This is a genomic window from Polaribacter sp., assembly GCF_051251875.1.
Taxonomy (GTDB): domain Bacteria; phylum Bacteroidota; class Bacteroidia; order Flavobacteriales; family Flavobacteriaceae; genus Polaribacter.
Genome location: NZ_JBPOGL010000022.1, coordinates 16,586 through 42,020, shown reverse-complemented (window position 1 = coordinate 42,020; position 25,435 = coordinate 16,586). Strand labels below are relative to the sequence as shown.

At 30.9% G+C, this 25,435-nt stretch carries 22 protein-coding genes and 2 tRNA genes; 8 read left to right on the top strand and 16 right to left on the bottom strand.

Going from position 1 to position 25,435, the window contains the following annotated elements:
- Nucleotides 1-35 precede the first annotated feature (35 nt).
- The 7 genes from porU (at nt 36) to ACSHW5_RS10820 (ending at nt 10,183) form a co-directional block, all read left to right on the top strand.
- A complete protein-coding gene (porU, locus tag ACSHW5_RS10850) occupies nt 36-3,431 on the top strand; it encodes a type IX secretion system sortase PorU (RefSeq protein ID WP_435676153.1) in 3,396 nt (1,131 codons plus the stop codon).
- 29 nt (nt 3,432-3,460) lie between these two features.
- A complete protein-coding gene (gene porV, locus ACSHW5_RS10845) occupies nt 3,461-4,570 on the top strand; it encodes a type IX secretion system outer membrane channel protein PorV (RefSeq protein ID WP_435676152.1) in 1,110 nt (369 codons plus the stop codon).
- Between the two features lie 146 nt (nt 4,571-4,716).
- Nucleotides 4,717-5,199, top strand: coding sequence for a cytidine deaminase (gene cdd, locus ACSHW5_RS10840; RefSeq protein WP_435676151.1), 483 nt, complete (start codon nt 4,717-4,719; stop codon nt 5,197-5,199).
- 28 nt (nt 5,200-5,227) lie between these two features.
- On the top strand, nt 5,228-5,611 hold the full coding sequence (locus ACSHW5_RS10835; protein WP_435676150.1) for a group III truncated hemoglobin: 384 nt from the start codon (nt 5,228-5,230) through the stop codon (nt 5,609-5,611).
- 111 nt (nt 5,612-5,722) lie between these two features.
- Entirely contained in the window at nt 5,723-6,787 is a 1,065-nt protein-coding gene (locus ACSHW5_RS10830; protein WP_435676149.1) for a 3-oxoacyl-ACP synthase III family protein, read from the top strand.
- A gap of 250 nt (nt 6,788-7,037) precedes the next feature.
- Entirely contained in the window at nt 7,038-8,573 is a 1,536-nt protein-coding gene (guaA, locus tag ACSHW5_RS10825; RefSeq protein ID WP_435676148.1) for a glutamine-hydrolyzing GMP synthase, read from the top strand.
- 5 nt (nt 8,574-8,578) lie between these two features.
- Nucleotides 8,579-10,183: a LysM peptidoglycan-binding domain-containing protein gene (locus ACSHW5_RS10820; RefSeq protein WP_435676147.1), complete on the top strand. Its 1,605-nt coding sequence runs from the start codon at nt 8,579-8,581 to the stop codon at nt 10,181-10,183.
- Nucleotides 10,184-10,332: 149 nt separating this feature from the next.
- On the opposite strand, the gene ACSHW5_RS10815 is transcribed toward ACSHW5_RS10820, so the two are convergent.
- On the bottom strand, nt 10,333-10,848 hold the full coding sequence (locus ACSHW5_RS10815; protein ID WP_435676146.1) for a DUF2892 domain-containing protein: 516 nt from the start codon (nt 10,846-10,848) through the stop codon (nt 10,333-10,335).
- A gap of 139 nt (nt 10,849-10,987) precedes the next feature.
- Entirely contained in the window at nt 10,988-14,116 is a 3,129-nt protein-coding gene (gene ccsA / locus ACSHW5_RS10810) for a cytochrome c biogenesis protein CcsA (protein ID WP_435676145.1), read from the bottom strand.
- A gap of 194 nt (nt 14,117-14,310) precedes the next feature.
- On the opposite strand from ccsA, the gene ACSHW5_RS10805 reads away from it, so the two are divergent.
- Complete coding sequence (locus tag ACSHW5_RS10805) at nt 14,311-14,871, top strand: hypothetical protein (protein WP_435676144.1); 561 nt, start codon at nt 14,311-14,313, stop codon at nt 14,869-14,871.
- Nucleotides 14,872-14,966: 95 nt separating this feature from the next.
- On the opposite strand, the gene ACSHW5_RS10800 is transcribed toward ACSHW5_RS10805, so the two are convergent.
- From ACSHW5_RS10800 to ACSHW5_RS10735, 14 genes are all read right to left on the bottom strand, one after another.
- The gene (locus ACSHW5_RS10800) at nt 14,967-16,334 is read right to left on the bottom strand and encodes an NAD-dependent succinate-semialdehyde dehydrogenase (protein ID WP_435676143.1); all 1,368 of its coding nucleotides are present in this window, start codon (nt 16,332-16,334) and stop codon (nt 14,967-14,969) included.
- Between the two features lie 238 nt (nt 16,335-16,572).
- On the bottom strand, nt 16,573-18,636 hold the full coding sequence (scpA, locus tag ACSHW5_RS10795; protein WP_435676142.1) for a methylmalonyl-CoA mutase: 2,064 nt from the start codon (nt 18,634-18,636) through the stop codon (nt 16,573-16,575).
- Complete coding sequence (locus ACSHW5_RS10790) at nt 18,629-19,984, bottom strand: methylmalonyl-CoA mutase subunit beta (RefSeq protein ID WP_435676141.1); 1,356 nt, start codon at nt 19,982-19,984, stop codon at nt 18,629-18,631. Before ACSHW5_RS10790 ends, scpA begins: the two co-directional genes overlap by 8 nt.
- Nucleotides 19,984-20,319 carry an FtsB family cell division protein gene (locus tag ACSHW5_RS10785; protein ID WP_435676140.1) on the bottom strand — a complete coding sequence of 112 codons (336 nt, stop codon included), beginning with the start codon at nt 20,317-20,319 and terminating at the stop codon, nt 19,984-19,986. Before ACSHW5_RS10785 ends, ACSHW5_RS10790 begins: the two co-directional genes overlap by 1 nt.
- Nucleotides 20,306-20,911, bottom strand: a complete 606-nt coding sequence (udk, locus tag ACSHW5_RS10780; RefSeq protein ID WP_435676139.1) for a uridine kinase — start codon at nt 20,909-20,911, stop codon at nt 20,306-20,308. Before udk ends, ACSHW5_RS10785 begins: the two co-directional genes overlap by 14 nt.
- A gap of 134 nt (nt 20,912-21,045) precedes the next feature.
- Nucleotides 21,046-21,120 (bottom strand) — tRNA-Pro (locus ACSHW5_RS10775).
- 116 nt (nt 21,121-21,236) lie between these two features.
- Nucleotides 21,237-21,310, bottom strand: a tRNA-Thr gene (locus ACSHW5_RS10770).
- A 115-nt stretch (nt 21,311-21,425) separates the two neighbouring features.
- The gene (locus tag ACSHW5_RS10765; RefSeq protein WP_435676138.1) at nt 21,426-21,788 is read right to left on the bottom strand and encodes a SnoaL-like domain-containing protein; all 363 of its coding nucleotides are present in this window, start codon (nt 21,786-21,788) and stop codon (nt 21,426-21,428) included.
- 50 nt (nt 21,789-21,838) lie between these two features.
- Nucleotides 21,839-23,146 (bottom strand): cryptochrome/photolyase family protein, encoded by a 1,308-nt coding sequence (locus tag ACSHW5_RS10760; protein WP_435676137.1) that lies wholly within the window; start codon nt 23,144-23,146, stop codon nt 21,839-21,841.
- Nucleotides 23,147-23,611 (bottom strand): SRPBCC family protein, encoded by a 465-nt coding sequence (locus ACSHW5_RS10755; protein WP_435676136.1) that lies wholly within the window; start codon nt 23,609-23,611, stop codon nt 23,147-23,149.
- Between the two features lies 1 nt (nt 23,612).
- Nucleotides 23,613-24,074, bottom strand: a complete 462-nt coding sequence (locus ACSHW5_RS10750; protein WP_435676135.1) for a TspO/MBR family protein — start codon at nt 24,072-24,074, stop codon at nt 23,613-23,615.
- Nucleotides 24,075-24,081: 7 nt separating this feature from the next.
- Complete coding sequence (locus tag ACSHW5_RS10745; RefSeq protein ID WP_435676134.1) at nt 24,082-24,252, bottom strand: Lacal_2735 family protein; 171 nt, start codon at nt 24,250-24,252, stop codon at nt 24,082-24,084.
- 5 nt (nt 24,253-24,257) lie between these two features.
- A complete protein-coding gene (locus tag ACSHW5_RS10740; protein WP_435676133.1) occupies nt 24,258-24,731 on the bottom strand; it encodes a glutathione peroxidase in 474 nt (157 codons plus the stop codon).
- 15 nt (nt 24,732-24,746) lie between these two features.
- Entirely contained in the window at nt 24,747-25,430 is a 684-nt protein-coding gene (locus tag ACSHW5_RS10735) for an SDR family NAD(P)-dependent oxidoreductase (RefSeq protein WP_435676132.1), read from the bottom strand.
- Nucleotides 25,431-25,435 lie beyond the last annotated feature (5 nt).

Sequence of the window (25,435 nt, the reverse complement as noted above, 5' to 3'; positions counted from 1 at the left end):
TATCTACAAATTATTTGCGTTATTTGAATACAATTATGAAAAGATACATTTTACTCTTTATTTTTAGTTTTTTAGGTCAAATTTCTTTCTCTCAAGTTAGCAATTCTGTGTTGGCTACTGGAGATTGGTATAAATTTTCGGTAGATACAACTGGCGTTTTTAAAATAGACAGAAACCTTTTACAACAAATTGGTGTTTCTACAAATGGTTTAAATCCAAAGAAAATTCATATTTATGGAAATGGCGGAAACCTATTGCCTACTTTAAATTCAGACTTTAGGTTTGATGATTTACAAGAAAATGCTATTTATGTAGAAGGCGAAAATGATGGCGCTTTTGATGCCAATGATTTTATTCTTTTTTATGCAAAAGGTCCGCATGATTGGCAGGTAAATACAACAAATGAAACAGCTACACACAGGCAGAATATTTATACAGAAAATGCGTATTATTTTATTACTGTAAATGCAGATGACGGCAAAAGAATACAACAAAAAGCAGCAGTAACGGCCACGCCAAGCATACAAATTAACACTTTTGATGATTTTACGTTCTATGAAAAGGAAGAAAGAAATCTTTTTCAAGTGGGTACTCAATGGTTTTTTAATGAAGATTTTAATGTAGAAAACACACAAAGTTTTGCAATACCGTTTCCAAATGCGGTTGCAAATGAAAATATAAATGTAAAAATTAGAGGCGTTTCTAATTCTATTTCTGGGTCTTCAATGGAGGTTAAAGTAAATGGTCAAGATTTATATACTATTAATTATAGTGCTGTAAATTCAGCAGGATTAACCAAAGCAAATCCTTCAGAAAGAACAGCTTCTATTCAAAATTCATCTGAAATTATTAATGTTTCTATAACTTATAATAATGGTGGAAACCCTTCTGCAAATGCGTATTTAGATTATATAGAAATTGTGGGTAAAAAACACTTGGTTGTAAATGATAGTCAATTTTCATTTAGAAGTTTTACGCAAGCAAATACAACCGGTGCAGTTGGGTATCAAATTCAAAACACTAACAATATTTTTCAAGTATGGGATGTAACTGACGCACTTAATCCTACAAATATAAATAATGAAAGTACAGCTAGCGATTTTAGCTTTACAGACAATGCGGGTAGTTTAAAGGAATATATTGTAGTTCATAATACTGACTTTAAAATTCCTAATACTATTCAAAATGCAAAAGTTGTCAATCAAAATTTACACGCATTAAAAGATATTAATTATTTAATTATTACCAATGAAGATTTGTCTGCACAAGCCCAAAGGTTGGCAGATTACCATCAGAATAATTCTAATTTAACCACAAAAGTGGTGTTGCTAGATGATATTTATAATGAATTTTCTTCGGGTTCTAAAGACATTACGGGTATAAGAGATTTTATAAAACATTTGTATACCACAAATTCATCCGCAGAAAAATTACTAAAATTTGTTTGTTTTTTTGGTGATGCTTCTTACGATTATAAAGACAGAGTAACAAGTAATAATAATATAGTTCCTGTAAAATTAGCAGTAGATAGTTTTAATTTGGCAAGTTCTTGGGTTACAGACGACTTTTTTGTGATGCTAGATGATAATGAAGGAGACATGGCTACAGCACATACAGTAGATGTTGCTTCTAGCAGAATTCCGGTATCTACAATAGCACAAGCAACAGATGTTGTTACAAAAATTTTAAGTTATTACAGCCAAGATGCTATTGGTGATTGGCGTAATACCATAACTTTATTGGCAGATGATATAGATGATGACTTTGATAAACCAATACAGCCTGGTGTAGAAATAATTGCAGATGAAATAAAAGCGAACAAGCCAATTTTTAATGTAAATAAAATATATGTTGATGCCTATGTGCAAGAAAACTCTTCTGGAGGAGAGCGTTACCCAGAAGTAAATGAAGCTATTACAAATGCCATTGAAAAAGGAACTTTGGTATTCGATTATTTTGGGCATGGAGGTGAAGATGGTTTTGCGGCAGAACGAATTTTAGAAAAACCTCAAATTCAAGATTTTAACAATCCATTATCTTTACCTTTATTAATAACGGTTACTTGTGATTTTTCTAGATTTGATAATCCTAGTAGAATTACTGCAGGAGAACTCACTTTTTGGAACGCAAACGGAGGTGCAGCAAACATGATTACCACCACAAGAGAAGTTTTTATTTCTACTGGTCAAAGTTTTAATAAAGAATTAATTAGTGTTTTATTAGCCTATAATAATGAAGACATGACCATTGCAGAATCTTTGGCAGAGGTAAAAAATAGTTTTTCTAGTTTTCAAAAATTCTTTATTTATTCGTTTGGCGATCCTGCCATGAAATTGGCAATTCCAAAACCCAATGTGCGCATTACAAAAATGAACAACAAAGATATTACACAACCTTTAGATACATTAAAAGCCCTTTCTAAAGTTAGTTTTGAAGGTGTTGTGGTTAATAATGCAGATGTTGTTTTAACAGATTTTAATGGTTCACTTTCTACCACTGTCTTTGATAAATCTTTAATTAAAACAACCTTAGATAATGATGGTTTTGGTGTAAATAATGAATTTGATACCCAAGATAGTAAAATATTTAGAGGGAAATCTACCGTAGAAAACGGTGTATTTAAGTTTGATTTTATTGTGCCCAAAGATATAAAAATTGCCTACGGATATGCAAAAATGAGTTTTTATGCAGAAAATGGTGCCATAGATAAAGCAGGTTATAATATAGATGTAAAAGTTGGTGGTATTAATGAAAATGCACCCGATGACACTGTTGGGCCAGAAATAAAACTCTTTATGAATGATGAGTCTTTTATTGATGGTGGTAACACAAACGCATCACCAAATTTAATTGCCGTTTTATCGGATTCTAGCGGAATAAATACATCTATAACTGCTGTAGATCATGATATTGTGGGAGTTTTAGATGGCGATACAAGTAATCCTATTATTCTGAATGATTTTTATCAAACAGAATTAAACGATTTTACCAACGGTAAAGTAAATTACACTTTAAGAGATTTAGAGGTTGGGCCTCACACCTTAACATTAAAAGCTTGGGATACGTACAATAATTCATCTGAAGCAACGTTAAACTTTGTGGTTGTTAGTGATGGAATTTTAAATTTAGAAAATGTTTTAAATTATCCAAATCCTTTTGTAAATTACACAGAGTTTTGGTTTAATCATAACAAGCCCAATGAGCCTTTAGAAGTGCAAGTACAAGTTTTTACGGTTTCTGGTAAATTGGTAAAAACAATCAATCAAAATGTACAAACAATGGGTAATTTAGCTAGAAGTATTACCTGGAATGGTTTAGATGATTTTGGAAACAAAATAGGAAAAGGGGTGTATGTTTATAAATTAAAAGTTACTTCTACCGTAAGTAATCTCGTTTCAGAGAAATATGAAAAATTAGTAATACTGCAATAAAAATTAGATATTTGTAAAAAATAGAACCAATGAAAAAAATTAGCTTATTAATTTTATTTACACTTTTAGTATTAAAAGTACATGCGCAAGAAAATGCAATAACAACAGCAATGCCGTTTTTATTAATAACGCCAGACGCTAGAGCAGGAGGTATGGGAGATATTGGTGTTGCAACTTCTGCAGATGCTTTTTCTCTTTTTCACAATCCAGCAAAAATTGCTTTTAGTAACAGACAAATTAAAACAGGAATCACCTATTCTCCGTGGTTACGTAATTTAACAGATGATATTTTTGTAGGAAGTGGTTCTTACATTAATAGATTTAGTGATAATGCAGCGTGGGGTGCAGATTTTAAATATTTCTCTTTAGGTCAAATAGATTTAACAGATTCTAGCGGTAACCCTAACGGAAGCATAAACCCAAATGAATTGGTGTTTACAGGTTCTTATGCTTTAAAATTAAGCGAAACTTTTTCTGGAGGTGTTTCTTTAAAATACATCCGTTCTAACTTGGCATTTAATGGTACTAACGGAAATAATCTTGAGCCAATAAACTCATTTGCAGTAGATGTTTCTGGATATTATCAATCTTACGAAGAAAATTATGGAAACTTTAATGGGCGTTATAGACTAGGATTTAACATTGCCAATATAGGACCAAAAGTTTCTTACACACCAGGTCAAGAAGATTTTATTCCTACAAATTTAAAATTAGGTGGTGGTTTCGATTTTATTTTAGACGATTATAATATTATTTCTACCAACGTAGAATTTACTAAGTTATTAGTGCCAACTCCACAACCAGATCAATCTGAACAAGATAAAGGTTGGGTGTCTGGTATGTTTAGCTCTTTTGGTGATGCGCCAGGTGGTTTTAGCGAAGAGATTAAAGAATTTACCTATGCATTGGGTGCAGAATATTTGTATAACAATGCGTTTGCTTTAAGAACTGGGTATTTTCATGAAAGTGCAGACAAAGGAAATAGACAGTATTTTACTTTGGGTGGTGGCTTTAAAACCAATGCATTAAACATAGATTTGTCTTATTTAATTAATGCTTCTGATGTTAATAATCCGTTAGAAAATTCACTTCGTTTTTCATTATCATTTGATTTAGGAGAAATTTATGATGATTATTAATTAAACGTTCTAACTTAACAAAGGGTTTTATATCGGTTTTAACTGGTTCCCTTTTAAATTAAGTTTAAAAACCAATTATTTTTAGTAAATTTAGAACAACATATAAGCAGTCTATAAAAGGCTGCTTTTTTTGACCCAATTATTCTATGAAAAAAATTGAAATTACTTCATCAGCAACCATTTTTAAAGATATTTCAGAACTTTCTTCAAAAGATAAAATGTTGATGGAGAAATCAATAGAAGCAAGAAAAACTGCTTATGCACCCTATTCTAAATTTAGTGTTGGCGCAGCTTTATTGTTAGAAAATAATGAAATTGTTTTAGGAAACAATCAAGAAAGTGCTGCGTATCCTTCAGGAATGTGTGCAGAAAGAGTTGCAATTTGGAAAGCTAGTTCTAGTTTTCCGGGAATTAAAATAAAAAAGTTAGCAATTTCTGCAAGTTCAACAATAACCAATGTTAACAAACCAATTGGGCCTTGTGGCGCATGCAGACAAACGTTATCTGAATACGAAATAAATCAAAAACAACCTTTTGAAGTGCTATTTATGGGAGAAGTTGGCGAAGTTGTAAAAACGGAGTCTTTACTTTCTTTATTGCCTTTTTCATTTGATAGCTCGTATTTGTAAAATCTCTTATAAGTATTTAATAATAAATATGAAACCCGATATTTCCACAAGAAAAGACATAAAATTAATCATGACAAAGTTTTATGATTTATTATTGGTTGATCATAAAATGATTCCTTTTTTTGAGGATATTGTAGCTCAAAATCATCTAGAACAACATTTAGAAGTTATTACAGATTTTTGGAATGATATTCTTTTTGATACAACTACCTATAAAAATAATACCATGCAAAAACATATAGATAAAAATGCTTTTGTACAGTTTAAGAAAGAACATTTTGCTATTTGGATATCGTATTTATTTGAAACAATTGATACTTATTTTGATGGGCAAAATGCCCTTAATATGAAAAATAGGGCAAGGTCTATTGCTACTGTAATGGAGTTAAAACTGGGTGTTTACAAAAATTAATAATAGTAAGGCGGGAATTGTTTTTTTTGGGTTGAGTTTCATTGTTTTTTTCTTTTATCGGCCTCAAAATTGTTCGTTTTTATTACCTTTATCTCAATAAAAAAATAGAAGATGATTTCATCAAAAATAACAGGAACAGGTACTTTTATTCCAACTATAAAAAAAGCAAATAAAGAATTTTTAGATATACATTTTTTAAACGACGATGGTTCTGCATTTGCGTTAGAAAATGACGTTATTATAGATAAATTTAAAACAATTACGGGTATTGAAGAAAGGCGTTATGCAAAGGCAGAATACACAACTTCTGATTTGGCCTTTTTTGCTGCCCAAAAAGCAATTGAAGACTCAAATATAGACCCAGAAGAATTAGATTATATTATTTTGGCTCATAATTTTGGCGATGTAAGACAAGGTACAATTCAGAGTGATTTGTTACCAAGTTTGTCTACAAGAGTAAAATATAAATTGGGCATCGTAAACCCTAATTGTGTTGCGTATGATGTGCTTTTTGGTTGCCCAGGTTGGATAGAAGGTGTTGTACAAGCACAGGCCTTTATAAAAGCAGGTATTGCTAAAAAATGTTTGGTAATTGGTGCTGAAACTTTATCTAGAGTTATAGACAAACATGATAGAGATTCTATGATTTTTAGTGATGGAGCAGGAGCTTGTGTTATTGAAAAAACAACTGAAAATGGTTCAGGAATTTTAAGTCATGCATCACAAACTTTTGCAAAAGACGAAGCCTATTTTTTATATTTTGGAAATTCTTTCAATAAAGAGGAGGATAAAGATATGCGCTATATTAAAATGTTGGGTAGAAAAATTTACGAATTTGCCATCACAAATGTTCCTGCGGCTATGAAAACTGCTTTAGATAAAAGTGGTGTTTCTATAGATGAAGTTAAAAAGATCTTTATTCATCAAGCCAATGAAAAAATGGACGAGGCTATTGTAAAGCGTTTTTACAGATTGTACAAACATAAAATGCCAGAAAACATTATGCCAATGAGTATTCGTGAGTTAGGAAATAGTTCTGTAGCAACTGTACCAACCTTGTTAGACTTAGTTTTAAAAGGAAAATTAGAAAATCATCAGGTAAATAAAGGAGACGTAGTTATGTTTGCTTCTGTAGGTTCTGGCATGAATATTAATGCCATTGTGTATCGATTTTAAAAAAATTATTACGTAAAATTATTTTGTTGTTTTTTTTCAAATCTAGCACATATTTGCATGCTTTTTGTTCTTTTTAATTTTACTGTATAAGAGATAAATAGCTACCAACGTTTCTATAAGGTTCGCTTTATAATTATTTGGATAAAATTTTGTAGCAAACACTATCTTTTCGTAATATTTATTTATACACTTATCGAAAATTCTTAGTGTAGTTTGCGTTTAATTTCAAATCAATATATTATTTTTGCGCATGCAACAACACAACGTACTTATATTAGATTTCGGATCGCAATACACACAATTAATTGCACGAAGAGTTAGAGAATTAAATATCTATTGCGAAATTCATCCGTATAACCATCCTCCAGAAAATCAATCAGAATTTAAAGCGGTTATCCTATCAGGAAGCCCAAATTCTGTTAGAGGAGAAAATGTTTTACATCCAGATTTATCAGAAATTAGAGGAAAAAAACCTGTTTTAGCAGTTTGTTATGGAGCGCAATATTTAGCGCATTATGCAGGCGGACAAGTTGCTCCTTCTAACACAAGAGAATATGGAAGAGCCAATTTATCATACATAAAAAGTGATGAAACCTTCTTTGAAAACATTTCTGAAGGAAGTCAAGTTTGGATGAGTCATTCAGACACTATAAAAGAATTGCCAACAAACGGAGAGTTATTGGCAAGTACAAAAGACGTGGCAAATGCGGCTTATAAAATTAATGGAGAAGAAACTTTTGCAATTCAATTTCATCCAGAAGTATATCATTCTAAAGATGGAAAACAATTATTAGAGAACTTTTTAGTTAAAATTGCAGGCGTAGCACAAACATGGACTCCAGATTCTTTTGTAGAAAGTACAGTAGCAGCACTTAGAGAAAAGATTGGTAACGATAAGGTGGTTTTAGGGCTTTCTGGTGGTGTAGATTCTTCTGTAGCAGCGGTTTTATTAAACAAAGCCATTGGCAAAAACGTATATTGTATTTTTGTTAATAACGGACTTTTACGTAAAAATGAGTTCGAAATAGTATTAAAAAGATACGAAGGAATGGGATTAAACGTTAAAGGTGTAGATGCATCGGCACGTTTTTTGAAAGCCTTAGAAGGGTTAACAGATCCAGAGAAAAAAAGAAAAGCAATTGGTAATGCTTTTATAGAAGTTTTTGATGATGAAGCTCATAAAATTTCAGATGTAACTTGGTTAGCACAAGGAACTATTTATCCGGATGTTATAGAGTCTGTTTCTGTAAATGGAGGTCCATCAGCAACTATTAAAAGTCATCATAATGTGGGAGGTTTGCCAGATTTTATGAAATTAAAAATTGTTGAGCCTTTAAAAATGATTTTTAAAGATGAAGTAAGAAGAGTAGGGACTTCTATGGGTATTGATCCAGAATTATTAGGGCGTCATCCTTTTCCAGGACCTGGTTTAGGAATAAGAATTTTAGGAGATATTACTGCAGAAAAAGTGAGAATCTTACAAGAAGTAGATGCCATTTTTATAAACGGCTTAAAGGAAGATGGTTTGTATGATAAAGTTTGGCAAGCCGGTGCAATGTTACTACCTGTAAATTCTGTGGGCGTAATGGGAGATGAAAGAACATACGAAAAAGTAGTCGCTTTAAGAGCGGTAGAAAGTACAGATGGTATGACCGCAGATTGGGTGAATTTACCGTATGAATTTTTACAAAAAACGTCTAATAAAATTATAAATCAAGTAAAAGGTGTTAACAGAGTTGTCTATGATATTAGCTCTAAACCGCCTGCAACTATAGAATGGGAATAGAATATATGAAACATTTAAAATTTTTTGTTTTCCTATGTGTTTTAACGTTTACTGTTTCTTGCGGTCAACAAAAAAAATACGTTGAATATCAAGTAAAAGAAGGAGAATCTATAAGTAGTATTGCCAAGAGATTGGCAATGAATACTAAAGATTTATTTCGTTTAAATCCTGGAGTTAAAAGAAGACCTGTAGCCAATACCGTTATTATTGTTCCTAATAAAAAGATGGCAAAATTAACAGATAAGGTTGATATAACCAATCCGGATATAGAAATAAAAGACACTGATAAAGAGGAGGTTAAAGAAAAGGAAGACAAACTTTTAGAAGAACTAAGAAAAGAGTTTGTAGTACATGTAGTAAAACCAAAAGAAACAATTTATGGTTTAAAGAGATTCTATAATGTAACCGAAGAAGATTTGTTGCTTTTAAATCCTAGTTTGTCTGAAGGTCTTAAAATTGGTCAAATCATAAAAATAAAACCAATAGTTAAAGGAGAAGAAATTGTAGAAAATAATGTTTATGAAGATATTATAGATAGAAATTCTCTTTTAAAAGTAGCTTTATTATTACCCTTTAAAACCATAAAGTATGATACGGTTTCATCGGACCATATTTTTAGTAGAAGTAAGTTGGCTAACATTGTAACAGATTTTTATTTAGGAGCGGAAATAGCAATAGATTCTTTAAGAAAACAAGGTGTAAAAATTGAATTGAATGTTTTTGATACGGGTACAAATAGAAGTAGAATTAATGCCATTATTGCTTCAGAAAATTTAAATGATAATTCTGTAATTATTGGGCCCTTGTATTCTGAAGAAGCAGAAATTATTGCAAAAAAGGTAGATGTTCCGGTAATTTTTCCTTTGTATTCTAGAAATCAATATAAGTTTACTTCTTCTAAAATTATAAAGTCATCACCAGAGAAAAAAGTTTTTAGAGACGAGTTGGTGAGTTATATAAAAGATAATTTTAATACAGGAAATCTTATTATAGTTGGTGATGGAAAATCGGCATCTAATAGCGCTGCTTATCAAATACAACAAGCATTAATAACTTCTGACTCTATTTCTAAGGTTCATATCTTAAAACCTGAAAATGGCTATATTAAAAAGGATCGTTTTTTAAGTATCTTAAAACCAAATCAAAAAAATTGGGTAATTTTAAGTACTAATGATAATGTTATTATGGCAGATGCCATCAATAGTTTAATAAGTTTGCCAGAAGAAACTACGGTTAAAGTATTTACCTATGATAAAGGAGTTGCTTTTGATAAAATCGATAATTTAAAGCTCGCAAAAATCGGTTTTACCTATGTGAGTGATGAGTATGTTGATGAAAAATCAAAAATTACACAATTATTTAACAAGCAATATTCTGATAAAAACAATGCATTACCGTCTGATTATGCTACCAAAGGTTTCGATATAACCTATGATATTTTAATAAGATTGGCTTCTGGTAACAATTTAAAATCAACGTTTAAAGAAGGTGCTTCCTTTAGAATAGAAAGTAAGTTTGATTATCATTCTAAACTATTTGGAGTTTCTGAGAATAATGGCTTATTTATTTTACAATACAATCCTGATTTAAGCTTGATTAGATTGAAATAGAGCATTTGTTTTATCGAAGTATTTTTATAAAACAAAATGATATACTTGTAAATACGCTACAAAATAAAACTAAAAAAATCCGTTGAAAAGCGGATTTTTTTTTGATTGGAAAACTGTTGTTTCTATAAGATTGAAAAACAAATGAAGTTTTAAATCTTCTTCATTTGTTGTTTCATCATTTGCATTTGCTCTTTAAGCATGCCGTTTTTATCTAATTTTTTAGCTTCTGCCATTAAGTTTGTAGCCTCGCGTTTGCGTCTTTTTGTCATTGCAATCCCTGCTAATTGCAACTTAGCCATTGCCAAGTCATGATCCATAGACAAACCTAATTTAACAGCTTTTCGCAAAAACTTTTCAGCTTGTGTAATGTTGGTCTGACTTAACATAATACCGTGTAAGTAATTAAAATATCCTTGTTGTTTTGTAATTAAAGCAGCTTCAGGGTTTTTAATATAATCTAGCCATTTTTTAGCACCTTCAAAATTTTGCTTACGTAATTGTAAAAAAGCTAATAAGATAAACTCGTTTTTAAAATAGAATAAGACAAAAATTCCTGCTAAAAGTAAGATAGAAATTCCGTTCATTATATTTCCTTGCGCAAATTGATATATTGCCCAAACCGTAATTAAACCTGCTAAACCTAATTTTATATTTTTATGAAACATGAAGTTGTTTTTTAATGGTCTCTTCGAGAATCGTAGAGAAGTTATTTAAATTGAGATGCAAAAATACATTTTAAAATTAAAATACCTACAAGGTTTGATACTGAAATAAAGGAAGTAGCAAAACCTTGTAGTAATGAAGTTATTTTTTATAATATTTAAGATATTTATAATACGCTAAACTTCCTAAAATAGCAACAAAACCAAGTGAATAATACACAGAAGTTGGTGTTATTACTTTGTCTCCGCTTGCATAAGAATGTAATCCGGATAAGTAAAAGTTTACACCAAAATACGTCATCATTATTGAAAAATAGGCAAGAATAGACCATAGATTAAAAGTAAATCTACCACGCAATCCAGGAATTAAACGCATGTGTAACACAAAAGCATAGATCATAATAGATATTAACGCCCAAGTTTCTTTAGGATCCCAACCCCAATAACGTCCCCAACTTTCATTAGCCCACATTCCGCCAAGGAAATTACCAATGGTTAACATTACCAAACCAATGGTGATGGCCATTTCATTAATAATTGTAATTTCTTTAAGGTTTAAACCTATTTTATGTTTATTTTTTTCATTGGTAAAAATTATTAGAAAGAGTGCAAATATTCCTAAAATCATCCCTAAAGAAAAAGGCCCATAACTTGCTACAATAATAGAAACATGTACCATTAACCACCAAGAATTTAATACAGGTTGTAGGTTTGCAATTTCTGGATCTAACCAATTTTGATGTGCAAATGCTAGAATTATAGCCGTTAAAAAAGTAGTTGCAGTAATTGTTAAAGATGATTTTCTTCCGAAGTATAATCCAAACAACATGGTTGCCCAAGCAACATAAATAATAGATTCGTAGGCATTACTCCAAGGTGCATTACCACTTATATACCAACGTGACGCCAAACCTAAAGTATGAAAAACAAATAAAGCAAGAGCTATTGCTGTTAAAGATCTTACAACGTAATTTATCCAATTTTTAGTACTAAATATTTGCCAAATAACAAAGATGATTAGAAATAAACTTAAAAAACCATAATACTTTGAAAGTCTTTGAAATGGTTGAACCTTATTGTATGCAATTTCTAAATCAATTCTTTTTTCTGAAGGATGCACGTCTTCGCCAAATTTTTGTTGAAATTTTTTAATTCCATCTAAAATTTGATTTGCTTTTGTATAATCTTTAGTTTGTTTAGCTTCTTGTAAAAACTGAATATATACAGGTAAAGATTGGCGTACAAACACAGAGTCTGTAGATTTAAAACCAGCGTTTAACGTTTCTGGTTGCGATACCCAGGTATTGTTATCATCATTAGGAATAGGGTAAATACGCAATATTCCTCCACCAATGGCGCTGTACAATAAACCAACTCTTCTGTCTATTTTAATAAGATCTTTTTCAAATTTATTTTTAACATTTTTCTTTTGAGCTTCGGCCACTAGATCTTTAATTTTATACACACCTTTCGGAGTAATAAAATTTGCTAAACGAGCGTATTTAGCGTCTTTATCTACATTTAAAACCTCTCTAATTTTAGTGTTTCCATCTTCTAAATAAATAACAGGAACTTCGTACCAAAGTCTAGGGTTTTCTATGATCGACAATAAAACCTGACTAGGGTTCATGCCGTTAAAGTTTTCTGTTTGGCTAACTTTTCTAACCAATTCAGAAGCAAATGTGTGAGCTGGTTTCATGCGTCCGCCCGCATCTTGTATTACCAATTTATTAAAACTTTCTGCATGTTTTACATCCACTAAATTGGCTTGTAAAATAGAATCTATTTGTTGGTTGGTAATGTTGTTTGGTTGATGAGTTGTGTGCTGAGAAAAAGTAATGCTAGATAAAAATAAGGTAGCAATCACAGATAAGGTTAATTTTTTCTTTCTTATTTTTTTTAACCCATTTTTTAAATCATCAAAACGTGTGTTTTTAGCAAAAAGAATACAGATTAAACCCGTATACAAAAGAGAATAACCAAAATAGGTAATTAAAGTACCCCAAAAATCGTGGTTTACAGACAAGTGTGTTTCTTCGGTTTCACCAGATAAATCATAACTAGATTGGAAGAATTTATAGCCTTTATGATCTAAAATATGATTCATGAAAATACGGAAATCAAATTTTTCTTCTCCATCAATAACAGTAACTTCACTGGCGTAAGATGCTGCACTTTCAGAACCAGGATATTTTTCTAATTGAAAATCATTTAGTTTTACACTAAAAGGTGTTCGCAGTGTTTTAGCACCGTACCACATTCTAAAATTTAAATTGGCAATTGAAAATTCTTCCGCATTATCACTACTGTATTTTCCACCAGTTAATTCTACCCTTTCTGTTTTGTTATTGGCAGTTACATCTAAAATTATTACATCTAATTTTTGGTCATCTTTCGGCCCGCTAATAGTCTTCATAATACCTTTTTCAGCGGGTCTTGGAATTACAAATTGCAAACCTGCAATGTTATGAAGCGTTAAATATTGGAAATTCTGAATAGAATCTTTCGTTATTTTTCCCTTTTGTTGATCTGCCATTCTAAACCAATCTCCATCGGCTTTGGTTAGCATTTTTAAATTACCACCTTCGTTTGTAAAGTTGATAGAAGCGTTATTGTCAGTGGCATCAAAACCAACTAAAATTCCATGAATATTTTGTAAAGTTCCTTTTTTAATCCAATGTTCATGACGACTGCCTTCTGATGATTCAACAAAGAACAAATGTTCTTCACCATTCTCATCTTCTACTAATTTTCTTTCCGCCCAAGGAATGTAATCAACCAAATTAATCGTATAATTAGAGCCTTTAAAATCATCAGAAAAAGACCAATTATTTTTTCCCCAAGCAGATAAAAGAAGTGGTTTATGTTTAGTTTTTTGAACGTCGCTATTATCAACAACTACATTTAAATACGTAGTTTCAGATAAAAACTCATTGGTGGTTTCACCTTCATTAATGAGCATAATGCCTTCGTAACCAACATATCTAGTTACACCAGCGCCAATTAAAATAAATAGAAATGCACCATGAAATAGCATAACAGGCCATTTTTCTTTTCTGTATAAACGATATCTGAAAATGTTACCAAAAAAGTTAATAACAAAGAAAATCATAATTCCCTCGAACCACCAGGTGTTGTAAACAAGAGCTTTAGAGGTTTGAGTTCCAAAATCATTTTCTATAAATGTGGCAATCCCCATTGCTGCTGCAAAAATTAGAAATAAAAGTGCTGTTAAACGAGTAGAATAGAGGATATTTAATATTTTTTTCATCCGAAAGTTGTGCTTTAAAAAGTGTTGCAAATTTAGGGATAAAAGACAGAAATCTACATGTAGGAAAGTCTTTTTTACTGTTAAGATTTGTTAAAAAAAGGAAAATGAAATTTATGTGAGAATTAACAAGTTATTTTATGAAAATATAGGTGCTATTTGTATCTTATAATTTTAAAACAAAACAGTGATACTATATGAGTAAAACACACATTATACCAGTAAATATTAAAGAGCAAGTATTGGTTGCTTTAGCGTTTTACCCAGAATTAAAAAATGTAAATTTAGAGTTTAAGTTTAAGAAAAGTATAAAAAAATCTACCATGCAGGCAAGACCTACTTTTGATAGTTTTTTTAGAAGAAAAAATAAACGAAAATATGTAATTTTGATTAGTAAAAAGTTTAAAATTTCTGATAAACAGTTTTTAACTACAGAAATTCCTAAGGATATTTTTATTGGTTGGATTGGTTATGAGTTGGGCCATATTATGGATTATCAAAATAGAGATAAATTGAATTTAATATGGTTTGGGATTAAATATTTGTTTTCTGAAAATCATATTGTTGAAGCTGAAAGAGCTGCTGATAGCTTTGCTGTAAAGCATAAAATGGAAGACTATATTTTAAAAACGAAGAATTTTATTTTAAACAATGCAGACATTTCTGAAGTTTATAAAAATAGAATTAAAAAATATTATTTATCTCCCGAAGAAATTATGGTGTTGGTAGAAAATAGAAATAACAAGGATAAAGCCTAAATGAAAAACCTGTGTTAATTTTAGGGGTAAAAATCTAAACACACTAATTTTCTGTGGTTTAATATTGAAAATCTATCAAACCAAATGATTCTTATTTATGCTATCCAAATAGATTTAGTATTTACAAATTCTTTAATTCCGTAACTAGAAAGTTCTCTACCATAACCACTATTTTTGATACCGCCAAAAGGCAATCTGGGATCGGAGGTAACTAATTTATTTACAAAACTATTACCGGCTTCTAATTGTAATGCAATTTTTTCTCCTCTTTTAGTATCACTTGTAAGTACTCCAGAACCCAAGCCAAAATTTGATTTATTTGCTAATTCAATGGCTTCTTTTTCGTCTTTTGCTTTAATTACAGAAGCAACAGGTCCAAAAAGTTCTTCATCAAAAGCCGTCATTCCAGGTTTTAAATCTGTTAAAATTGTTGCCGGATAATAGGCGCCTTTTCTATCTGGAATTTTACCTCCTAAAATTAATGTTCCGCCTTGCTGTATTGTTTTTTTTACTTGTTGATGAATTTCATTACGCAAATCTATACGCGCCATAGGACCATAATAAACATCTTCTTTTGTGGGGTTTCCCATTTTTGCAGCTTTCATTTTTTTAGAGAATAGTTTTAGAAAATCATCATAAATTTCTTCTAAAACAATAAAACGTTTTGCAGCAATACAAGTTTGGCCGTTATTTTGTAATCGTCCAAAAGTAGCTACATCTGTGGCTTTTTCTAAATCCACATCTTCAAGAATAATATAAGCATCACTTCCGCCCAATTCTAAAACTGTTTTTTTTAAATTTTCTCCGGCAATTTTTGCAACAGAACGTCCTGCTGGTTCACTTCCTGTTAATGTTACTGCAACAATATTTTTATTTTCAATAATGTTTTTAATTTGGGATGAAGAAACGTTTAGGTTTGTGAAAACTCCTTGGGGAAAACCCGCTTCGGTAAAAGCATTTTCTAATGCAAAAGCACAACCTTGCACGTTTGATGCATGTTTTATCACACTTGTGTTTCCTGTCATGATAGCAGGAGCAGCAAAACGAATAACTTGATAAAAAGGAAAGTTCCATGGCATGATAGCTAAAGTTACACCCAATGGTTGAAAAACAACATAACTTTTACTTGCTTCTGTCTGTATAATTTTATCTGCTAATAATTCTTCTATATGATCTGCATAATACCTACAAATAAGTGCGCATTTTGCTATTTCACTTCTAGATTGGGCAATGGTTTTACCCATTTCTTGGGTTGCTAATTGGGCATATTTCTCGTTATTCTCATCAAAAATAACGGCAAGTTTATGCATCAATTTAGAACGCTCTTTAAAGTTTGTTTTTTTCCAAGTTTGATATACTTCGTTTGCTTTGGCTGCTTTTTCTTTTGCTGATTTATCTGAAATTCTTTCATAACTTGCAATTTCTTCTTCTGTGGCAGGGTTTATACTTATTGCTTTTTTCATAATTTTTAATTCTTTAAATTTTGATGAACAAATTTTTCTTGTAAATCAGTTGAACTTCCTGGCATCATAATATCTTTTCTAAGAAATCTGAGAGAAAATCAAAATTTCTTAAAGAAGTAACTAGTTTTATTCTTGAATTTTTTATGGTCTCAATCATATTATCCCTAATAGGAATTTTATAGTAAAGGATCAAAAGAAAATGTATCAAATAAAGAGCATTTGTTTATGTAAGATTTTATTAATCAACCATATCGTTGGTTAAAATAGTTAATAAATCTATAGCTGCTTGCGAAATTTTAGTACCAGGGCCAAAAATACCAACAGCACCAGCGTCAAATAAAAATTGATAATCTTGTGCAGGAATTACACCACCAACGATAACCATAATATCATCACGACCATATTTTTTTAATTCTGCAATAACTCTAGGAACTAAGGTTTTATGACCAGCCGCTAAAGAAGAAATTCCTAAAATATGTACATCATTTTCTACAGCTTGTTTGGTTGCTTCTTGTGGGGTTTGAAATAAAGGACCAATATCTACATCAAAGCCTAAATCTGCATAACCAGAAGCCACCACTTTTGCACCTCTATCATGACCGTCTTGCCCTAATTTGGTAATCATTATACGTGGTCGTCTGCCCTCTAATTCCGTAAATTTATTGGCTAATTCAGTTGCTTTTTGAAAGAGTTTGTCGTCTTTCATTTCTTTACTATACACACCAGAGATGGTTTTATGAAGTGCTTTATGTCTTCCGAAAACAATTTCTAAAGCATCGGAAATTTCACCTAAAGTAGCTCTATTTCGAGCTGCTGTTACTGCTACATCTAGTAAATTATTATTTCCAGATTTAGCTGCTTCAGTTAGTGCTATTAAAGATTTTTGAACTTCTTTGTTATTTCTAGTAGCTTTTAAGTGTTGTAGTTTTTTTATTTGAGATATACGCACAGCTTCATTATCAACATCTAAAATATGTAGCGGATCTTCTTTTTTAAGTTGATAATTATTAACACCAACAATTACATCTTTACCGCTATCTATTTTTGCTTGTTTTATTGCGGCAGCTTCTTCAATTCTCATTTTAGGAATTCCTTTTTCAATGGCTTTTGTCATGCCACCTAATTGGGTTATTTCCTTGATTAAGAGCCAAGCTTTATTGGCAATTTCATTTGTTAATTTTTCTATTTGATAACTGCCTGCCCAAGGATCTACTGTTTTGGTAATTTGCGTTTCTTGTTGTAAATAAATTTGCGTGTTTCTTGCTATTCTTGCCGAAAAATCTGTGGGCAATGCAATGGCTTCATCTAATGCATTGGTGTGCAAGCTTTGTGTGCCACCAAAAGCGGCAGCCATTGCTTCTATGGTTGTTCTTGCTACATTATTAAAAGGATCTTGTGCTGTTAAAGACCAACCGCTTGTTTGGCAATGCGTTCTTAAAGCCAAAGATTTTGGATTTTTTGGGTTAAATTGCTTTACCATTTTTGCCCATAACATTCTTGCTGCTCTTAGTTTGGCAATTTCGGTAAAATGATTCATGCCTATGGCCCAAAAGAAAGACAATCTTGGAGCAAAAGTATCAATATCCATTCCGGCTTCAATACCTTTTTTAATATATTCTATTCCGTCTGCAAGCGTATATGCTAATTCAATTTCTGCGGTTGCACCTGCTTCTTGCATGTGATAACCAGAAATAGAAATTGAATTGTATTTTGGCATGTTTTTACTGGTGTATTTAAAAATATCAGCAATAATTTTCATGGATGGAGTTGGTGGATAAATATAGGTGTTGCGCACCATAAATTCCTTTAAAATATCATTTTGAATAGTTCCAGAAAGTTGGTTTGCTGCAACTCCTTGTTCTTCTGCAGCAACAATATAAAATGCTAAAATTGGTAAAACGGCTCCGTTCATTGTCATAGAAACCGACATTTTATCTAACGGTATTTGGTCAAATAAAATTTTCATATCTTCTACAGAGTCAATTGCAACACCGGCTTTGCCAACATCTCCTTGTACACGTTCATGATCAGAGTCATAACCTCTATGTGTGGCTAAATCAAATGCAACGGAAAGTCCTTTTTGACCCGCTTCTAAATTTCTTCTATAAAAAGCATTGCTTTCTTCGGCTGTAGAAAAACCAGCATATTGTCTAATAGTCCAAGGTCTTCTTACATACATTGTAGCATAGGGGCCACGTAAATTGGGTGCAATTCCGGCTACAAAATCTTCGTGAAGAAAATGTAATTTGGGCTTTGAAGTATTAGGTGATATTTTTATATGTTCGAATGATTTTCTAGACATTTTCTTTGGCTAATCTTTCTTTTTCTATGGTTTCTGAAAGTCGTTTTTTAATGATTGGTGTTATGATGGTTTTTATATTTCTTTGTTTTACAAAAGGATACAGGTCTAAATTGTTTTTCATTGTATCATACTTGTTTACTTGAAGATTTGTGCCCAATAAAACAATGTTTTTATTGTTAAAATCTGCATCTTCTTTTTTAGCGCTTTCGTCTATTTTCTTCTGAATAACACCCGCTTTTAATTGATGTAAAAAACCTCCAGATTTTTCAATTTGTTTAAAAATAACGAGCGCTTTTTCCGCTAGTTGCTGCGTTAAAGATTCTATATAGTAGGTGCCATCTGCAATGTTTTGAGCTTCTGAAAAACCAGCTTCTTTTTGTAGTATTAACAATTGGTTTCTTGCAATTCGTTCACCAAATTCATTAGATTTATGAAACAATGCATCATAAGAAATGCTAGCAATTGTATTGGCGCCTCCTAAAATGGCGCTCATGTATTCAGATGTTGTACGCAACATATTTACGTTATAATCGTATAAAGTTTTGTTGCGTAAAGTGGGTTGCGCAAAAATATGGGCTTCTGTTTGTGTTGTTTTATATTCTGATAAAAGTGTTTTCCAAAGGATTCTAAAAGCTCTTAGTTTTGCAATTTCGAAAAAATAATTGCTACCAACGGCAAAATTAAAATGAATTGCAGAAGTTACTTCTTCTCCAAAATGATGAATATATTCATTTGCATGCGCCAATGCATAGGCTAATTGTTGTGCACAGTTTGCTCCAGCATTTTGATAAACATCAGCAGAAATTGTAATACAATTACTAGTTTTTTTTACTAAGTTTTCTAGTTTTCTATGGTCTTCTTTTAAGTTTACAAACCAATTGCCAGTAACTGCTAAATTGCCAATGATGTCTGTTTGAAAATAGGTGTTTTTAGAGTTGATGAAATTTGAAAGTGCTATTTGGAATTCATCATTTAAAAAAGAAAAATTAAAATAAAGAGTCGTTTTTTTTACATCTAAATTTTGCAATAAAACAGTATAATTAAATTTTTTTTCGGCTTTAAACTGAATGGAATTTGCGCCTCTTTTTATGGCGTCTACAGCTAAGGAATTTGCTATTTTTTCATCATCAACAAAAATAGTTTGACAAATAGAAAAACCTTTTTTTGGCAAATTTATTACTTCATGATTTCTGTCTTCTTTTGTGTAAAAAGGTTTGACAACAATATCCTCATTGGTTTTCCAAAGTAGGGTTTCATTATAATCTGCACCATTCAAATCTACTTGAATTTTTTGTTTCCAAGCAGCTGGCAAAGTACCTTCAAATTCAGTAAACAGAAATGCGCTCATTATTTTTCTATGGTATCAAATTCTATAATATAGATATCTTCATTTTCCTTTTTCATTACATATTGTTCTCTTGCAAACCTTTCTAATTGTAGCGAGTCTTGTAATTTTTTTATAGTTGCTTTGTCTTTTTCAATCTTAGTTTTGTAAAATGTAATGCTGTTTTCTAATTCATTAATTTCTTTATCAAATCTTCTGTGTACCAGATAGGAATTTTCATCGAAAAAAAACATCCAAATTATGTACGGTATTAAAATTAATACAAAAATATTTGTAATAAATTTTACTGCTTTTTTATTTTTTAAATTATGTAAAATCATGTTTTTATAAACGTTCATTTATCACGGTTCTAACAATATCTATTGCTACTGTATTGTGTCTGTCATTAGGTATAATAATGTCTGCAAAATTTTTAGTAGGTTCTATAAATTGCTGATGCATAGGTTTTAAGGTGTTTTGGTAACGGTTTAAAACTTCATCTATATCTCTTCCTCGTTCAGAAATATCTCTTCTCACTCTTCGAATCAAACGTTCATCTGTATCTGCGTGCACAAATATTTTTATATCAAACAAACTACGCAATTCTTCACTATTAAAAATTAAAATTCCTTCTACAATAATTACTTTTCTAGGGTGTGTTTTTACGGTGTCTTTGGTTCTATTGTGTGTTACAAATGAATAAACAGGCTGATTTATAATTTTTCCCGCTTTTAAGGCTTTTAAATGTTTTACTAATAAATCGAAATCGATGGCTCTTGGATGATCAAAATTAATTTTTGTGCGTTCTTCATAAGATAAACCATCTGTTTCTTTATAATATGAATCTTGAGATATTACACAAACTTCATCCGAAGGTAAATGTTTTACAATTTGATTAACAACGGTGGTTTTTCCACTTCCTGTTCCCCCAGCTATTCCAATTATGAGCATATAATTTGTATATTTTGATACTTATATTAGTAAAAATTAAATATCTTATAAAGATATAAAATTTTAATTTTTACAAAGATGATTAATTTAAATTAATTCGAAGATTACTACGATAAAAATAGGTAGAATAATTGTCGGGATGAGAGGATTCGAACCTCCGATCTCTGGTCCCCCAGACCAGCACTTTAACCGGACTAAGCTACATCCCGAATATGGCCAAATAGATTTCAAATTTTGAGTTTGTCATTTTAAAATTTGTTTGGTATATGATTGCTAATATAAAAAGAAAAGTCTCAAAATATTAATTTGAGACTTTTTTAATTTGAGCCGATAGAGGGACTCGAACCCACGACCTGCTGATTACAAATCAGCTGCTCTAGCCAGCTGAGCTACATCGGCTTTTATTTTCGAGAGCGCAAATTAAGTGTAAATTTTAAAAAGTACCAAAAGAAATTTCAATTATTTTAAATAAATTTTCAAAGTACTTAAAACTTTGTTTTGTGTAAAAATCACATTACATTTTATAGAAAAATTGTTCCGATTTAATTTTGCCATCTTGTACTTCAAATACACAAACTTCTTCCATCTGTTGTCTTCCTCTACTTTTAAAAGTAACATCAAAAGACATTTTACTTGAAAAAAAACTTTCTGCAATTACGGGGTCTGTAATATCACTTTTATGAAATTCTACAACATCTTCTAACCATTGTTTTGCTTTTTCATATACTTCCTTTTTTCCAGAAACAATTTCGCCATAAGGTACTCCTGGCATTTCTTTACTTATGATATTGTCTGCGTATAATTCATTAATACATTCTAAATTTTTACCTTGCAGGCACATTTCTTGCCATTTTGTTGCCACTTGTTGTGTGTTCATCTGTATAAATTTTTAAGTTGACACCAAAGTTATGAAATTTTAAATGCTTATTAGAAATCTTTTAATGCTTTTTTATAGGTTTCTAAGCAGCGTTCTCTTGCAAACTTATGTTCTACAATGGGTGTGGGATAGTTGAGCTCCTGAAAATCTGGAACCCATTTTTTAATATATTCTAGTTCTTTGTCAAATTTTTGAATTTGTGTAGTGGGATTAAAAATTCTAAAATAAGGAGCAGCATCAACACCACAGCCGGCAACCCATTGCCAATTACCAATATTGCTAGATAGTTCATAATCATGTAGTTTTTCTGCAAAATAAGCTTCGCCCCAACGCCAATCTATCAATAAATGTTTGCATAGAAAACTACCCACTAACATTCTAACTCTGTTGTGCATAAAACCGGTTTGGATTAATTCTTTCATTCCTGCGTCTACCAATGGATAACCCGTTTCTCCTTTGCACCACTTTTTAAATTCAATTTCATTATTTCTCCATAGAATTCTATCGTATTTTGGTTTAAAGCTGTCTTTAACAGTATGCGGAAAATGCCATAAAATTTGCATAAAAAATTCGCGCCAAATCAATTCTTTTAAGAATGTATTCTGATTGCTTTTTGAAGCCTTGTTGACTATTTTTCTAATGCTAACTGTACCAAAACGCAAATGTGTACCTAGTTTAGAAGTACTATCTTTAGAGGGAAAGTTTCTAGTTTCTTCATAGGTGTCTATTAGTGTGGTAGAAACGTTATAGGAAGCAACGTGTATGGAAGATTTAGTAAACCCAATTTCTTTTAAGGTTAAAAAAGGTTGTTTTTTATTGTTGATAAAATGTTCAAGATTTTCCTCAGAGGGATAAAATTTTAGTTCTTTAAAATAAAATGCTTCTATCCATTTTTTTGAATAGGGTGTAAATACTTTATACGGTGTTCCGTCTTTTTTTACAATTTCGTTCCTTTCAAAAATTACTTGATCTTTAAAAGTTTTAAAGTGAATGTTTTTTGATGTTAGATATTCTTTAACCTCTAAATCTCTTTTTATGGCATAAGGCTCATAATCATGATTTGTAAAAACAGTATCAATGGTGTGTTTTTCTGATAAATCCGCATAAATATCCATGGGTTTTCCTTGAAAAATAGCAATTGAACTTCCTATTTCTTGTAGTTGATTATTTATGTTTACAATTTCTTGATGTATAAAAGAAACCCTGGCATCTTCTTTATCAAGTTTCCTTAGAATTTCTTTATCAAAAATAAAAATAGGTGTTATTTTTTTTCCTGATTTTAATGCGTGATATAATCCACAGTTGTCTTCTAACCGCAAATCTCTTCTAAACCAAAAAATGTTGATATTTTCCTTCATTTATTTGTATTCTCCAAAAAGTTCAATTAACTTTTTCTGTCTGTAGGCAAAAATCTCTTCTAATTTTGGTTTTACCAGAATTGGTTGTGCAATTTGACCCAAAATTCCCATAGGAACTTTATAATCTATAATGTCTTCCATTTCTACGCCACCTTTAATTTCTTTGATAAAATGTTTGTGATGCCATAACGCATAAGGCCCAAAACGTTGTTCATCTACAAAGTATTCATTTTCTTTTACATGCGTAATTTCTGTAACCCATTTGGTTTTTATCCCAAGAATTGGAGTAACAATATATTGTATAATTTGACCCGCAAACATGGGCTTTTCTGCTCCTGAAAGAATGTCGAAACTCATATAATCTGGCGTAATGGTTTTTAAGTTTTTCGGATTTGATAAAAACTCCCAAGCCTTTTTTACTGATATTGGTAAATTCTGTTTTCTTTGGAATGTGTAAATTTTCATTTTAATTATGAATTAGAATGTAGAGGTTTAGAGACGTTGCAATGCACAACCAAATCATATAGGGTAGTAAAACATATTTATAGTTAGCTGTGTTTTTACTTACTTTAAAAAAGTAATAGAATAGTAGTAAAGTGAGTAGTGTAATGGTTACCAAGCCTACCAAAACTAAATGTTGATTGAAAAAGATGAAGTTCCAACTAACGTTTAAAATAAACTGAATTAAAAATATAAGTTTATTTTTTTGTGTATTTTCTACGGTAAAAAGTTTTCCTAAATAGATAGAGAAACAAATCATTATTAATGTCCAAGCAATGCCAAAAGCAATACCAGGTGGTGTCCAAGGTGCTTGGTTTAAGTTGATGTACCAGTCAGAAAGCGGTCCGTTATTCATTAGATAACTGCCAATAGCCAAGCCACCAAAGTTAATAACTAAAAATAATAGTGTAAGTTTAACTTGTTTCATAAACGTATTATTTTGATTGTAAAGAAGCTATTTTCTTTAAGATGTTATCTGCTTCTAAGTATTTCTGATCGCTTTTAGTTCTATTTATAGATTGCAATTTATAAGCTTCTTCCATTATTTTTTTATAGGAATCTTGTAACTTTTCTAGTTCACTTTTCTTTTTAAACAGGCCAAACATTATTTTTATGGTTTTAAATGTTTTGTAATTTTTGAACTCATTGGTTTTGTAATTGAAAAATAATAGTCAATTAATTTTCCTTCTGGAGAAACTAAGTATTTTTGAAAGTTCCATTTTACAGAAGAACTTTTTTTATGGTTTAATTTCTTTGATGTTAGCCATGCATATAATGGATGTTGATGTGTACCTTTTACGTCAATTTTTTCTGTAATTAGAAAGGAGACCCCATAATTTGCTTCACAAAATTCTTGAATTTCTGTTGAGTTCCCTGGTTCTTGTTGTCCAAACTGATTGCAAGGAACTCCTACAACAACTATTTTGTTGTTAAAAGTTTTATGTAATTCTTCTAAATTTTTGTATTGCGGTGTAAAGCCGCATTTAGAAGCTACGTTTACAAAGAGTATATATTTACCTTTAAAATCTGATAAAAGAATAGGAGTATTCTGGAGACTATTAATCTCTATATCGTAAATATTCATTTTGTTCTAATTTATTTATAGTTTAAAACTGACAATTCCGCAGTCTAACTCAAAAATTTGACCTGAAATAGCACTTGCTTTTTCTGAAATTAAAAAAGTAGCCAAGTCTGCAACTTCTTGTGGTACTAAATATTTTTTTAGAGGATGACGTTCTTTGATGTTCTCCATCATTCGTTCATTGCGCAATAATTTAGAAGCCAAATCTGTATCTGTAACCGTGGGCGCAATTGCGTTTACACGAATGAATGGTGCTAATTCTGCACCTAAAGATTTTGTTAAGCCTTCTACAGCAGATTTTGCTGCGGCTACACTAGCGTGAAAAGGCATTCCTAATTTTGCTGCAACCGTGCTAAATAATAGTATTGATGGTTTATTTCCTTTTTTTAAAGAAGGTAAATAATGTTGAATAGCTTTTACAGCACCAATTACGTTTATTTCAAAATCATTTCTGAAATCTTCTAGTTTAAGTCTAGAAATTGGTTTTAAATTGATGCTTCCTGGACAATAGATGAAGGTATCTATTTCTTTAATTATAGGTAAGTCATCTGTAAGAATATTACAGGTAAAGTGCGAGAGGTTAGTGTGGGAAAGTAAAGGAGCTGATCTGCTGATATTAATAATTGAATTTTTATCAACTAAAGATGTTATAATTGCGTTTCCAATTCCTTTGCTTCCTCCTACAACTAAAATTTTTCTCATCGGTT

Excerpts from the sequence above, each read along its gene's own strand:
- porU (WP_435676153.1), top strand. The coding sequence starts at position 36 with ATGAAAAGATACATTTTACTCTTTATTTTTAGTTTTTTAGGTCAAATT.
- porV (WP_435676152.1), top strand. The coding sequence starts at position 3,461 with ATGAAAAAAATTAGCTTATTAATTTTATTTACACTTTTAGTATTAAAA.
- cdd (WP_435676151.1), top strand. The coding sequence starts at position 4,717 with ATGAAAAAAATTGAAATTACTTCATCAGCAACCATTTTTAAAGATATT.
- ACSHW5_RS10835 (WP_435676150.1), top strand. The coding sequence starts at position 5,228 with ATGAAACCCGATATTTCCACAAGAAAAGACATAAAATTAATCATGACA.
- ACSHW5_RS10830 (WP_435676149.1), top strand. The coding sequence starts at position 5,723 with ATGATTTCATCAAAAATAACAGGAACAGGTACTTTTATTCCAACTATA.
- guaA (WP_435676148.1), top strand. The coding sequence starts at position 7,038 with ATGCAACAACACAACGTACTTATATTAGATTTCGGATCGCAATACACA.
- ACSHW5_RS10820 (WP_435676147.1), top strand. The coding sequence starts at position 8,579 with ATGAAACATTTAAAATTTTTTGTTTTCCTATGTGTTTTAACGTTTACT.
- ACSHW5_RS10815 (WP_435676146.1), bottom strand. The coding sequence starts at position 10,848 with ATGTTTCATAAAAATATAAAATTAGGTTTAGCAGGTTTAATTACGGTT.
- ccsA (WP_435676145.1), bottom strand. The coding sequence starts at position 14,116 with ATGAAAAAAATATTAAATATCCTCTATTCTACTCGTTTAACAGCACTT.
- ACSHW5_RS10805 (WP_435676144.1), top strand. The coding sequence starts at position 14,311 with ATGAGTAAAACACACATTATACCAGTAAATATTAAAGAGCAAGTATTG.
- ACSHW5_RS10800 (WP_435676143.1), bottom strand. The coding sequence starts at position 16,334 with ATGAAAAAAGCAATAAGTATAAACCCTGCCACAGAAGAAGAAATTGCA.
- scpA (WP_435676142.1), bottom strand. The coding sequence starts at position 18,636 with ATGTCTAGAAAATCATTCGAACATATAAAAATATCACCTAATACTTCA.
- ACSHW5_RS10790 (WP_435676141.1), bottom strand. The coding sequence starts at position 19,984 with ATGAGCGCATTTCTGTTTACTGAATTTGAAGGTACTTTGCCAGCTGCT.
- ACSHW5_RS10785 (WP_435676140.1), bottom strand. The coding sequence starts at position 20,319 with ATGAACGTTTATAAAAACATGATTTTACATAATTTAAAAAATAAAAAA.
- udk (WP_435676139.1), bottom strand. The coding sequence starts at position 20,911 with ATGCTCATAATTGGAATAGCTGGGGGAACAGGAAGTGGAAAAACCACC.
- ACSHW5_RS10765 (WP_435676138.1), bottom strand. The coding sequence starts at position 21,788 with ATGAACACACAACAAGTGGCAACAAAATGGCAAGAAATGTGCCTGCAA.
- ACSHW5_RS10760 (WP_435676137.1), bottom strand. The coding sequence starts at position 23,146 with ATGAAGGAAAATATCAACATTTTTTGGTTTAGAAGAGATTTGCGGTTA.
- ACSHW5_RS10755 (WP_435676136.1), bottom strand. The coding sequence starts at position 23,611 with ATGAAAATTTACACATTCCAAAGAAAACAGAATTTACCAATATCAGTA.
- ACSHW5_RS10750 (WP_435676135.1), bottom strand. The coding sequence starts at position 24,074 with ATGAAACAAGTTAAACTTACACTATTATTTTTAGTTATTAACTTTGGT.
- ACSHW5_RS10745 (WP_435676134.1), bottom strand. The coding sequence starts at position 24,252 with ATGTTTGGCCTGTTTAAAAAGAAAAGTGAACTAGAAAAGTTACAAGAT.
- ACSHW5_RS10740 (WP_435676133.1), bottom strand. The coding sequence starts at position 24,731 with ATGAATATTTACGATATAGAGATTAATAGTCTCCAGAATACTCCTATT.
- ACSHW5_RS10735 (WP_435676132.1), bottom strand. The coding sequence starts at position 25,430 with ATGAGAAAAATTTTAGTTGTAGGAGGAAGCAAAGGAATTGGAAACGCA.